The following is a 12,945-nucleotide window of genomic DNA, read 5'->3' as shown; positions in this document are numbered from 1 at the left end:
TATTATCCGGATCTTCGCATCATCCCCTCAAAATTGACCAGTCGACCAGACTGGTTCTTTCTTTTTGTCCACTTAGGAAAAATTGGTTCTCTCGACGCATTTTTACTTAAAATCACTTATTAATGTTGAATAAATTTAGATAAAAACTTATAATTGCTTATAAATGATTGCTGAGAAAAGGAATGAGGGCGTGTACCAAGAAGAAAGATTAGTAGCGATTTTGGATTTTTTAAAACAGCATAACCGAATTACAACGGAGCAGATCTGTACGCTCCTGCAAGTGTCAAGGGATACAGCGCGACGAGATCTTGTGAAACTTGAGGAACAGAATGCCATCATCCGCACAAGAGGCGGCGCCATTTTGCCGACTGTGCATCAGAAAATTCAAAGCTATTCCGGCCGCCTGAAAACAGTGTCTGAGGAAAAAAATAAAATCGGCAAGCTTGCAGCATCGCTTATTCATGATGGTGACCGGGTGATTTTAGACGCCTCTACAACTGTTCAGGCATGTGCAAAGCATTTGAATGCGGTTGATTGTACGGTAATCACCAATTCGATTAATCTTGCGGATGTGCTGTCCGATAAAGAGGGAATTGAAATTTATCTGCTGGGAGGCAAGCTGGAAAAGGAGCACCGCTTTCTGTACGGGTCCTCTGTGATTGAAAAACTCTCAAGCTACCATGTTGATAAAGCGCTGATTGGTGTGGTCGGTATTTCCGAACATGGCATTACAATTGCGCATGAAGAGGATGGCATGGTGAAGCGGAAAATGATACAGCAGGCAAAGCAGGTCATCGCGCTTGCAGACCATTCGAAGCTGGGCAGCACCAGTTTTTATCAGTATGCGGAACTGAATGAAATCGACCTCTTGATTACAGACAGGCTGCCGAATCAGGCATTTTGTGACTTGCTTGACCGAAACGGCGTTGAGCTTCTCGTGACAGAGCAGGATGAAGGAAAGGACTGACAAACGTGAAATTAATTGCGATTGACTTAGATGGAACCTTACTCAACAGCAAGCATCAGGTAAGCTTGGAAAATGAAAACGCACTGCGGCAGGCGCAGCGGGATGGCATTGAAGTGGTGGTGTCAACTGGGCGCGCTCATTTTGACGTCATGTCAATCTTTGAACCGCTGGGGATCAAAACATGGGTCATCAGTGCAAACGGCGCCGTCATTCACGATCCCGACGGCAGGCTTTATCATCACGAAACGATTGATAAGAAACGGGCGTATGATATTCTCTTATGGCTTGAGGCGGAAAACTATTATTATGAGGTATTCACAGGTTCAGCGATTTATACACCGCAAAACGGCAGAGAACTTCTTGATGTTGAGCTGGACAGATTCAGAAGCGCAAATCCGGAAGCGGATCTTTCTGTCCTTAAGCAGGCGGCCGAGGTGCAATACAGCCAATCGGGCTTTGCTTACATTAACTCCTTTCAAGAGCTGTTTGAAGCCGATCAGCCAATCGATTTTTATAATATTCTCGGCTTTTCTTTCTTTAAAGAAAAGCTTGAGGCAGGCTGGAAAAGATATGAGCATGCCGAAGATTTGACGCTTGTCAGTTCGGCTGAGCACAACTTTGAGCTTTCTTCCCGCAAAGCTTCCAAGGGGCAGGCGCTGAAGAGGCTTGCAAAACAGCTGAATATTCCGCTCGAGGAAACCGCTGCTGTAGGTGATAGTTTAAATGACAAATCGATGCTGGAGGCTGCGGGAAAAGGTGTAGCGATGGGCAATGCCCGGGAAGACATCAAATCGATAGCCGATGCTGTCACCTTAACCAATGACGAACATGGTGTCGCACATATGATGAAACATTTGTTGTAAGTATATGTGCTGCCACAAAAGCGCATCCTGTTGATAACCGGCGTAACGGATTTTTTGGAAGTTCGGCGTGACGGCTATGTACGGAAAAAAGCTGGCTCTTTTAGAGCCAGCTTTTTTAGTCATGATTATTGCGCTGTAGCGCTTAATGTAAACAGTTCTTCGAGCTCCTGTGTGGAAAGCTCGGTAATCCAGTTTTCACTTTGGATAATTTGATCGTTCAGGGTTTGCTTAGATTCAAGCATGACATCAATTTTTTCTTCGATTGTTCCCGTCGTAATCATTTTATGAACGTGGACAAAGCGCTCCTGGCCTATGCGGTATGCACGGTCAGTCGCTTGATTTTCAACCGCCGGGTTCCACCATCTGTCATAATGGATGACGTGATTGGCGGCGGTCAAATTAAGTCCGGTGCCTCCAGCTTTGAGTGAGAGAATCAGTGTCGGATATTCTTTCCTTTGAAATTTCTCAACGAGTGTATCCCGCTCTTGCTTGGAGAGACTCCCATTTAAAAATTGCACAGGTTCCCCGAACGTTTTTTCAAGCAGCCGCTTCATCATGTTCCCCATCTGAATGTATTGCGTGAAAATTAGGCAGCTTTCGTTTTGGGCGCGGATCGCTGTCATCAGTTCCAGCAATTTTTCGAGCTTGACTGATCTGCCGGCAAGCAGCTCGGTTTGCTCTTCCTTTAAATAAAGCGCGGGATGATCGCATATTTGCTTGAGCCGTCCAAGCATGCTGAGGATCAGCGCTTTTCGCTGCATGCCGGTCAGGGATGTCATATGGTCAAAAGTGTCTTTAACGAGCTGCTCATAAAGGGATGCCTGTTCGGCTGACAGCGGGATAAATTCTTTTTCTTCCAGCTTCTCAGGAAGATTAAGCGCGACCTCTTCATCCCGTTTCGTCCGGCGGAGAAGGAATGGCCGGATTAATTGCTGAAGCTGTCCGATTCTCTTTTCGTCCCGGTCTTTTTCGATCGGCAGCACATAGCGTTTATGGAAGCCGGTCAAACTGCCGAGGTAGCCTTTATTCATAAAGTCAAAAATGGACCACAGCTCAGTCAGTCGGTTTTCCATCGGCGTGCCGCTCAGCGCGATATGGTGAAGCCCCTTCAGCTTCCTGATTGCGCGTGATTGCTTCGTATGCGCGTTTTTAATATTTTGCGCTTCATCAAGGCAGATCGTGTTCCATGTCACAGAAGAAAGCTCTTCAGTATCGGCATGTGACAGTCCATATGAAGTGAGCACCACGTCTGCGTTTTCATAATGCGCGGCGAAATCATCACCCTTTGGCCGGCGCGGCCCATAATGGAGCGCGACAGACAGATCAGGGGCAAAGGTTTGAAGCTCCCGCTGCCAGTTGCCAAGTACGGATGTCGGCGCAATAATCAAATGAGGCGTTTTTTGCCGGCCGCTTTCCTTCACGTGAAGGAAATAGGCGATCATTTGAATCGTTTTCCCAAGCCCCATATCGTCAGCCAGACAGGCGCCAAAACCGCTTTCCCGCAGAAACAACAGCCAGTTCATGCCGTATTTCTGATAAGGGCGGAGCGTTCCTTTGAAAGAAGGACTGACTTCGTGTTCCGGCAGGTTTTCCGCGGCAGTGAGCTTTCGAATCAGTGACCTGAGCTGTTTAGACAGATCAAACTGAATGCCGGCGAAAGCGGATGTATCAATCAGATCCGAATCCTCAAGTCCGCCCTCTTGCTGATCCATTAGCTCGCGCGCCAGAATATCAGACATGTGGAGTCCCTCTGATTCTGCTTTTTCCATCAGGCGTTTCATCTGTTTGATAAACTGCGGATCGATTTTAACCCATTGCCCGCGGATATTAACAAGGCGCCTGTTGCTGGCGACAAGCTCATTAAATTCAGCCTCAGTCAGTTCAATTCCATTTGTCGCAAACCGCCAGTTGAAATCAAGCAGTGCATTCATGCCGACAAATGACTCGCCGCGCGGGGAGGAAGACACCTTTGCTTTCAGCATCATGTTGCTGTCTCTGACAATCTGCCACCAGGACGGCAGGAGGATTTCTACCCCCATATCGACAAGCGTCTCACTTGCTTCTGACAGGAAGATCCAGGCTTCTTCCTCCGAGATCAGCGTTGTCCCAGAATCAAACGACAGCCACGGAACCGTTCTGTGAAAGCGGTCCTGCTCACGCGCGATTTTATCGCTGTACGCCTGCCACGATTTTTTGAGGCTTTTCAGTCCGTCAAAGAATTCTACAGCGCCGCTCTTTTTATCGCGTAAAAACATCTCGATCTTCCATTCGTCTCCGTCAAAGTCTGGTTCATTTAAGCGCAAGCCGACAGTAAATGGAGATTGGTCGTCAATCCAGCCAATGCCTTCCAGAAAATCCTCTTCATCAAGAAAATGGCCGCGGAATGACGTAACCGCAGGCGATTTCTCCTTGATATGTTCCCATTTCTCCCGCAGGTCATCGTCGTATTGGATGTAATCCTGTACGGCAGCGGAAAACCATTCCGCAGTAAAGCCTTCCAGTATATTATCGCGGTCCTTCCAGCGAAAAACACCGTTTGTCCATGCGTCATAGTCAGGCAGAAAATCGCCGTCCGCGATAAATTCATAGATGGTCGATGCCGCCTCGATCAGCGGCTCCGTTTCTTCTGTAAGCTGCACGGAGCTGAATGAGTTGAACGAGTTTTTGCCGAGAAGCTCTACAGTCATCCATGGAGATAGCAGGACAGCAGTCGTCCCGATGAAGCTGACATCCTCTAGAAAGGTTCCGTAAAATGAGGATTCATGCCATTGGAACAAATGCTTTTTCATATGGCTGTAGGGAAGAGGCTGCTCATTTTCATCAAAGGCTGAGAGCGTAAATGACCCATCTTCCATTTGTTCGACGTGGATGAGAATTTCTTTAAGACTCGCCATCAATCAACTTTCCTTTCTGCAGTTCTTCTTGAAGCGCACGCAGGCGCTTGTAATGCGAGCTCAGCAGCTGAATATACCGCTCCCACACCTTCTGCTTTTTCGCTTTTTTGTACAGGGTGCGCAATTTTTTCAAATACCGGGCGGCTTCCTTGTACGAGCTGCGGTTCTTCTGATCAATGAAAAAAGCCACTTCTCTATGGTAAGCCGGTATAAGCGCCTCAGGGTCGCTCGCTGCAATTTCCTTGAGCATCATTTTATCCATTTCATTGATGGAAAAGCCGACAAGGCTATGAATTTCAATCCACTCGGCATAGCGTTTTTTTTCATATAAATGATGGCTGTATTCTGTGAACGTATACGGCAGACAGCCCGCGGCAAAGCGCTCAAACAGCGCTTGATCATTGGTTTGCTTCACATAGGCATTCAACAGAAGGAACAGCTCGCCGATCACATCGCGAATCTCTTTAAACGGCTTATCCAGCTTCGTATAACCCATCGCAATTGGCTCAATTTGCTGGTACCATGTTTTAAGCCGTTTCCAGTCCTTCTTGGCAGTCATTTCACTCAGCCATTGGAATGTATAAGGGAGCGCTTCTGGCGGGAATTGATCTGCTTCCGCAAAAATAACGTCATCATTCTTTTGCAGGAATTCCAAATGCAGGCGGCCGAATTGTAATTCAGGAGAAAAACGCCGTCCGGCTTCTTTTTTCAAAATCTCCTGTTCGCGCGCCACCCATTTTGGTCGTGGCAGAAGTGCACTCCAAATTTCACCGAAGATGCGGATGCGTTCATATTGAAAAATTTCTTCTTTCAACAGCAAGTTTCGGATAACATCCGGTGTTTTATCCAAAAACGGATCAAGCGCAAAAGACAGCGCGTATGTTTTTAATTTATCAATAGAGCTGTAGATTGTATCCATCAGCTGTTCAACGTACGGATTGAGGGAATAAAAATCTTGTTCGGGGTTCAGCTTGCCCGCTTCAATCAATGTGAACATGCGAAGCCAAACCGCAATCGCGGAATGAATCTGGTATAGGCTTTTCAGCTCCGGCTTGTTCGGCGCATGTTTTTTTAATGCGGACAGGTAGCCGTAATAGAGGCCCTGCATGTTTTGGCTGCCTTCTGGCGTACGTGCCTGCCAGAGAGAAAACTCTGAATCAAAAAAAGCAAGCCAGCTTGAAAGCGATTCTTCATTAGGCAGCACCTTTTCCTGAAACTGGCGGCGGACGAGCTCTTTGCTTTCCTCAAGCTTTTCCCTCTCCAGCCAATACTCTGTAAAAGTACCCACTCGCTCGAACATTGCATATACATATAAAAACACAGCCAGCATATGGCGGCAGATTCTTCCGGACGGACATGAACAGCCGCTTTTGACTATGACAAACAAGTTCAATGTGACCCGCACAGGCACAACATCCTGCACGTAAGCCGTAACTTCCGTCGGACTCACTGCTTGTAAACGATAGACTGAATCCTGCCGATATAAAATAAGGGCTTTTTTGATCAGCTGAACATTTTCCTCATTGTAAGGAAGAAGTTCTTTTAGCTGTTCAGCAGACGCCAGCACATCGTCTTTGGAAATCATATTCTGAAGCATGATTATCGCTCCTAACCGAGTCACGTAATAAAAAGATCCAATTTCTCTATTATATCGCAACACATCGGCCTTAAAAAGTTTTTCCTAAAAAAGGACATAAAAAATGGAATGTGTCGAATGATGTATTAGAGATTGCAAATTGATAACCAGCATCATATAATAATCGTGTTTTCAACTTAATGGAAGCTGAAAGGAAAAAAAAGATGAGTGAAAAGAAATTGAATCAAGAAGAATTTCTGAAAATTTTGATGCATGCACATGAAATTGGTGAGCAGTCATCTGAGATGACGACGAAGGAAATGCTTGAAAATTTGATTTCTCATATTAAAAATGGATATGCAACATAAAAATCCCGCACGCCTTTAGCGGGATTTTTTTATGCGAGATTACGTGACTGCACGAATAAGAGAAAAAGAGACAGCGCTGTCAACACAGTGAATATAGCGCTTACATAAAAAGTACTAACATAACGCATTGTAAAAAAATGTCGAATTATGTCACGTGAAAAGCTGGAGAAATGCGGTTTCAACGTTGTATAATCATAAATGGAAAAGGATGTTATAAGAGATTTGGAGGTATCATGGGAGAATCTACTAGCTTAAAAGAGATATTATCAACGTTAACAAAACGCATACTTTTGATTATGATTGTAACCGCAGCTGCCACTGCTGCCGGCGGACTCATTAGTTTCTTCGCACTTACACCCATCTATGAAAATTCAACTCAGATTCTGGTCAACCAATCGAAAAATGAACGAAAAGAAGTCCAATTTAACGATGTCCAAACCAATCTTCAGTTAATCAATACGTACAATGTCATCATTAAGAGCCCTGCCATCTTAGATGAAGTCATTAAAGAAATGGGCCTGTCGATGACATCCCAAGAACTGAATGACAAAATTACCGTATCCAGCGAACAGGACTCCCAAGTGGTCAACATATCAGTCAGGGATGAAAACGCGGAAACAGCGGCTCATATTGCCAATACTATAGCATCTGTTTTTCAAAACAAAATCACATCCATTATGAATGTTGACAATGTCAGCATTCTGTCAAAAGCCGAGGTTTCAGAACATCCGTCCCCTGTATCGCCAAAGCCGCTTCTAAACATTGCCATCGCGTTTGCAGCCGGATTGGCGGGAAGCATCGGACTGGCCTTCCTGCTTGAGCATTTGGATAATACGATCAAATCGGAAGAGCAGCTCGAATCCTTGCTGGACATACCTGTTTTAGGGACAGTTTCCACCATTGCGAATGAGCAGAAAACAACAAAGACCTTACAGGGTTTCCAATCTGAAAAAACGGGGAGTGGACATTTTGGCGCTTAGAAAAAGCAGAGACTCGTGGATGCGGAGAAATGTCATTGCAATGACAGAGCCGAAATCCTTGAACTCTGAACAATATCGGACGATTCGCACGAATATAGAATTTGCTTCAGTGGACCGGCAAATGAAATCAGTCATGATTACATCGGCTTGTCCGGGGGAAGGAAAATCGACAACGGCCGCCAACCTGGCTGTCGTATTCGCCCAACAGGGAAAAAAAGTGCTCCTGATTGATGCTGATTTGCGAAAACCAACAGTACATACGGCCTTTTTTCTTGAAAACACGGTTGGCTTAACATCTGTTTTATTAAAGAAAAGCTCTATGGAGCAGGCTGTACAAGCATCGAATGAAAAACATCTTGACGTGCTGACGAGCGGCCCGATCCCGCCAAACCCGGCCGAGCTTCTCTCCTCGAAGTGGATGAAGGAGCTTGCATACGAAGCGTGTGCGGCATATGATATGGTCATTTTTGATACGCCGCCTATTCTTGCCGTAGCAGATGCACAGATTTTAGGCAACGTGGCAGACGGTTCTGTTCTGGTTATTTCAAGCGGGAAAACAGAAAAAGAACAAGCCGCAAAAGCGAAAGAGGCGCTTGAAACGTGCAAAAGCAAGCTCCTTGGGGCGATTATGAACGGTAAAAAGCTTTCGAAGCACTCTGAATACGGATATTACGGAAACAAGGACAATTTCATGCAAAATAAATAACGTGCATCGTGCCCGTTATTTATTTTTGCGAAAAAAGGGGGGCTAGGACATGATCGATATTCACTGTCACATTCTTCCTGCAATGGATGACGGGGCAGGTGATTCGGCCGACAGCATAGAAATGGCAAGAGCCGCTGTTCGTCAGGGAATCCGGACGATCATTGCGACACCTCATCATAACAACGGTGTGTATAAAAACGAGCCAGCCGCAGTCAGAGAAGCAGCAGATCAGTTAAACAAACGTTTAATCAAAGAAGACATTCCTTTACATGTGCTTCCGGGACAGGAAATCAGAATCTACGGCGAGGTGGAACAAGACCTTGCCAAACAGCAGCTGCTTTCGCTGAATGATACAAAATACATCTTGATTGAGTTTCCGTTTGATCACGTTCCCCGATATGCGGAGCAGCTTTTTTATGATTTGCAGCTGAAAGGATATATTCCGGTTATCGCCCATCCTGAACGCAACAGGGAAATTCGCGAAAACCCGTCCTTGCTGTATCATCTTGTGGAAAAAGGAGCAGCATCTCAGATTACTTCAGGAAGTCTTGCGGGGCACCTTCGGCAAGCAGCTGAAAGCATTTTCTCTCCGGCTGGTTGAAGCCAATTTGATCCATTTCGTAGCCTCAGATGCCCATAATGTGAAAACGAGAAATTTTCACACTCAAGAGGCTCTTTATGTTCTAGAGAAAGAATTCGGCTCGGAACTTCCTTATATGCTGACGGAAAATGCAGAGCATCTCCTGCGGAATCAGACCATCTTCAGACAGCCTCCGCAACCGGTCAAAAGAAGAAAATTGTTTGGTCTTTTTTAACAGCCGATTCTCATTTCACCACTTTCTTTTTGAGAGCGATATAATAGTGTATTGTATGGTTGAATCACATTTCAGAAATCTGTACAGGCTGTACCCGACAGGCTATGCGGGAGATCATTCGCATTCATGATAGGATGTTCTCATACGATATTACGGAAGCTGCAAAGCAGCAATTTAACTGTTGGAGGGAAACAATGAATATAACAGTCATCGGAACAGGCTATGTCGGTCTTGTGACAGGTGTTTCTCTTTCTGAGATTGGACATCATGTAACCTGCATTGATATTGACGCTCACAAGATTGATGAAATGAGAAAGGGCATTTCCCCCATATTTGAACCAGGTCTTGAAGAGCTGATGAGAAAAAATACAGCTGATGGACGGCTGAACTTTGAAACGAGCTATGAGAAAGGCTTGGCACAGGCAGACATCATTTTTATAGCGGTCGGCACACCGCAGAAAAGCGACGGGCACGCCAATCTGGAGCAAATTACAGATGCGGCCAAACGCATCGCAAAGCATGTCAAACGAGATACAGTCGTGGTAACGAAAAGCACAGTGCCCGTTGGGACAAACGATTTGATTAATGGACTGATCACTGAACATCTAGCGGAGCCTGTCAGTATTTCGGTCGCATCCAATCCGGAATTTTTGCGTGAGGGGTCGGCGATCTATGATACCTTTCATGGTGACAGGATCGTGATCGGGACGGCCGATGAGAAAACAGCAAATACGCTGGAGGAGCTTTTCCGTCCGTTTCAAATCCCGATATACCAAACGGATATCAGAAGCGCCGAGATGATCAAATATGCCTCAAATGCTTTTCTGGCCACTAAGATCAGTTTTATAAACGAAATTTCGAATATATGTGAAAAGGTCGGCGCCGATATTGAAGCAGTCGCGTACGGGATGGGACAGGATAAGCGGATCGGGAGCCAGTTTTTGAAAGCGGGCATAGGCTACGGCGGCTCTTGTTTTCCAAAGGACACAAACGCCCTCGTGCAAATTGCCGGCAATGTCGAGCATGATTTTGAACTGCTGAAATCGGTTATCAAAGTCAACAACAATCAGCAGGCGATGCTGGTTGATAAAGCGCTGAACAGGCTCGGCGGGGTGACGGGAAAAACGATTGCCCTTTTAGGCCTGTCATTTAAACCGAATACCGACGATATGAGAGAAGCGCCGTCAATTGTTATTGCAGACCGTCTCGCTGCGCTCGACGCCCGTATCAGAGCCTACGATCCCATTGCAGTTAGCCATGCAAAGCATGTTCTCCCGCAAGCTGTTGAATATAAAGAGACGATCGAGGAAGCTGTCAAAGGGTCTGACGCCGTCATGATTTTAACCGACTGGGCTGACATTAAACAATTTCCGTTAGGGGCTTATCAGGATTTGATGGAAACGCCGCTCATATTTGACGGCAGAAACTGCTACACATTGGATGAGGCTTTGGCTGCAGGAGTGGAGTATTATTCTGTCGGTCGGAAGGCGGTTGTTCCGTCAGGTGCAATTCAATAGTTGAAAAAGAAAGGCTGGTTGCGCACCAGTCTTTTTTTCATCTATTGCGGGGTGCTGAATACATTTGCTACTATTTAACTATTGTTTGGAAAATTATACAGAAGTAGGGCTTCCGTAAACAATAGCTTGAGAAAGTGGAAAAAAACATTAAAGAACAAAAGAAAAACTAGAGAACAAGATCTGCCAAATTCAATTGGAGATGCCGGAAAAGGAGAGAATCTGATGAATCATCTGCCCGAAAAAATGAGACCGTACCGCGACTTGCTGGAGAAATCAGCGAAAGAATACGTGAAATTGAATGTCCGAACAGGGAAAACAGGACGATATGACAGCAAAATTGCGGGTGATCCCTATTTTCCCAAGCATGAAACATATCCGACTGACGAAAATGGACAGCCGATGAAGCTTCTGGCGCAGATTAATTTCTCGCAAATTCCCCAGCTTGACGGCTACCCTTCTTCAGGTATCCTGCAGTTCTACATTTCTCTTCATGATGACGTCTATGGACTGAATTTTGACGATCGATGTGAACAAAAGAATTTTAGAGTGATCTATTTTGAAAATATCATAGAAAACGAAGACGACCTTGTTTCTGATTTTTCATTTATTGGCACAGGCGAATGTGATTTTCCGATTTTATCAGAAGCGGCAGTCGAGCCTGTGAAATCTTCGGAATGGGTGCTGCCTACAGATTTTCAATTTGAGCAGTATACGGGCATGGAAACAATGGAGTTCTTTGGTCAGTTCGGCGAGGATGAAGAAGACATTTATAATGAACTGGCTGAAAACGGATTTGGCCATAAAATCGGCGGATACGCTTCTTTTACCCAGCATGATCCACGGGAATACGCATATAAAGAACACACCATCATGCTTTTACAAATTGATTCAGACGATGATATCGATTCAATGTGGGGAGACGTCGGCATCGCCAATTTTTTCATCACACCTGAAGATCTAAGGAAAAAAGATTTTTCAAACGTTCTGTACAACTGGGACTGCAGCTAATACAAGCTTTTGATCCAAAGGGTCACACCTGATGCCAATAGGGTCAGAAGCGGAAATGAAATGCCACACAACAAAATCAGGCGTTGCCGAGTCAATGCAGAACATAAACATAACCAATAAGCCCAGCACCGTAAGAGGTATTGACTTATTAAATAGCAATGTGGCTGCAATACCGAAAACAAAGAAGGACAGAAAAGGAATGACAACAAAAAAATCATCGGTCTGAAAGAACTCACTATCATCACCCTATACCATTTTACAGCAATTACCACAAAATAAGAAGAGACAGATCAACAGCATCTGTCTCTTTCAAGTGTCTTTTTAACTATGACTTTAGGTGATTTTATTTTATAAAACGTTTTCATTAACTGTATAACGAACAAAAACAAGATCAAATACCTACATTTCAAGAGCGTTATATGCCTAAATTAAGCCATTTACCCTATTTAAGCCGCCTTCTGGCTATTTTAAAATATAATATATGGAAATAAAGTATGGAAAAGTCTATCTTCATCAGCCCCTCCATACGACTTTTTGAGTATTAAGAGGTGATTCAGATGGGTTATGAAAGTATGCTAGCGGATATCAAAAGTTCGCTCAACGGAAAAATTTCCGACGTGGAAGACAAGATCGAAAAGCTGAAAAAAGCAAAAAAGGACATAGACACACTGCAAGAAGAGGCAATCACTGAAATCAAAGAAATTGTGAAACCGGAATTGGGCAAGCATTGGACGGGAACAAAAGCCGATGATTTCGACAAGGGAAGAGAAGAGGCGAAATCGGAAGCATCTAAGATTGTGAATGATAAATATAACGAGTATATGGCTTCGATTCAGATGGAGATTATTCAGTTGGAATCTATGAAATTTTTCTATGACAAAGAATTAAAGCTAGCGAATTTTGCTGGCCATACTCTTGCTAAGGGTGAAGAATTCTTGGAGGATGCTGTTAATCAAATTAAATCTATTAAATTGTGGTGATCTTTTTTATGTCAGAAATTAAATTGAAATACGATGCTGTAATCAAAACATTAGAGTCTGTCAAAGATGCGCTTGCTGACGTATCAATCGGCGCCGCGGGGTCCAATGGAAAAAATAAACTCGATTATACGAAAAAATATCATGAGCGTGAGGAGAACATCAAAACCATGCTCGGAGATTACAAAAAAGCGGTACAGAAAAATATCGAGGATACAAAGGATAACGTAGATTCACTCAAAGAGCAGGACGAGGCGATAGCTGTAAAATAGAA

At 44.6% G+C, this 12,945-nt stretch carries 11 protein-coding genes and 1 pseudogene; 10 read left to right on the top strand and 2 right to left on the bottom strand.

Annotation, left to right across the window (positions count from 1 at the left end; all coding sequences use genetic code 11):
- The first annotated feature begins 190 nt into the window (after window positions 1–190).
- Both glcR and ywpJ read left to right on the top strand, forming a co-directional pair.
- Window positions 191–967, top strand: a complete 777-nt coding sequence (glcR, locus tag AC0OMA_RS18505; protein ID WP_282627138.1) for a transcriptional regulator GlcR — start codon at window positions 191–193, stop codon at window positions 965–967.
- A gap of 5 nt (window positions 968–972) precedes the next feature.
- Complete coding sequence (ywpJ, locus tag AC0OMA_RS18500) at window positions 973–1,830, top strand: phosphatase YwpJ (RefSeq protein ID WP_474222338.1); 858 nt, start codon at window positions 973–975, stop codon at window positions 1,828–1,830.
- Between the two features lie 125 nt (window positions 1,831–1,955).
- Here the strand turns inward: ywpJ and AC0OMA_RS18495 are convergent, their stop codons facing one another.
- Together AC0OMA_RS18495 and AC0OMA_RS18490 are read right to left on the bottom strand one after the other, a co-directional pair.
- On the bottom strand, window positions 1,956–4,724 hold the full coding sequence (locus AC0OMA_RS18495; protein ID WP_063334789.1) for a DEAD/DEAH box helicase: 2,769 nt from the start codon (window positions 4,722–4,724) through the stop codon (window positions 1,956–1,958).
- On the bottom strand, window positions 4,711–6,321 hold the full coding sequence (locus tag AC0OMA_RS18490; protein ID WP_123373678.1) for an SWIM zinc finger family protein: 1,611 nt from the start codon (window positions 6,319–6,321) through the stop codon (window positions 4,711–4,713). The genes AC0OMA_RS18495 and AC0OMA_RS18490 overlap by 14 nt, the downstream gene beginning before the upstream one ends.
- Before the next feature lie 203 nt (window positions 6,322–6,524).
- Here AC0OMA_RS18490 and AC0OMA_RS18485 point away from each other — a divergent pair, with 203 nt between their 5' ends.
- The 8 genes and pseudogenes from AC0OMA_RS18485 (at window position 6,525) to AC0OMA_RS18450 (ending at window position 12,943) form a co-directional block, all read left to right on the top strand.
- Window positions 6,525–6,668, top strand: a complete 144-nt coding sequence (locus tag AC0OMA_RS18485) for a YwzD family small protein (protein ID WP_003242876.1) — start codon at window positions 6,525–6,527, stop codon at window positions 6,666–6,668.
- Between the two features lie 233 nt (window positions 6,669–6,901).
- Complete coding sequence (tkmA, locus tag AC0OMA_RS18480; RefSeq protein WP_474222337.1) at window positions 6,902–7,648, top strand: protein-tyrosine kinase activator TkmA; 747 nt, start codon at window positions 6,902–6,904, stop codon at window positions 7,646–7,648.
- Entirely contained in the window at window positions 7,638–8,354 is a 717-nt protein-coding gene (ptkA, locus tag AC0OMA_RS18475; RefSeq protein ID WP_042975530.1) for a tyrosine-protein kinase PtkA, read from the top strand. The genes tkmA and ptkA overlap by 11 nt, the downstream gene beginning before the upstream one ends.
- 49 nt (window positions 8,355–8,403) lie before the next feature.
- Window positions 8,404–9,169 (top strand): annotated as a pseudogene (locus tag AC0OMA_RS18470) (tyrosine-protein phosphatase).
- A 194-nt stretch (window positions 9,170–9,363) separates the two neighbouring features.
- A complete protein-coding gene (uglF, locus tag AC0OMA_RS18465; protein WP_474222336.1) occupies window positions 9,364–10,686 on the top strand; it encodes a UDP-glucose 6-dehydrogenase UglF in 1,323 nt (440 codons plus the stop codon).
- Window positions 10,687–10,908: 222 nt separating this feature from the next.
- A complete protein-coding gene (locus AC0OMA_RS18460; protein ID WP_474222335.1) occupies window positions 10,909–11,694 on the top strand; it encodes a YwqG family protein in 786 nt (261 codons plus the stop codon).
- Window positions 11,695–12,251: 557 nt separating this feature from the next.
- Window positions 12,252–12,674, top strand: a complete 423-nt coding sequence (locus AC0OMA_RS18455) for a YwqH-like family protein (RefSeq protein ID WP_024572844.1) — start codon at window positions 12,252–12,254, stop codon at window positions 12,672–12,674.
- Between the two features lie 8 nt (window positions 12,675–12,682).
- Window positions 12,683–12,943 (top strand): YwqI/YxiC family protein, encoded by a 261-nt coding sequence (locus tag AC0OMA_RS18450; RefSeq protein WP_024572843.1) that lies wholly within the window; start codon window positions 12,683–12,685, stop codon window positions 12,941–12,943.
- The last annotated feature ends 2 nt before the right edge of the window (window positions 12,944–12,945 follow it).

The sequence above is a fragment of the Bacillus sp. AMCV2 genome (genome assembly GCF_056033925.1).
The sequence above is the reverse complement of the archived record's forward strand: the minus strand, read 5'-3'. Positions and strand labels throughout refer to the sequence as shown.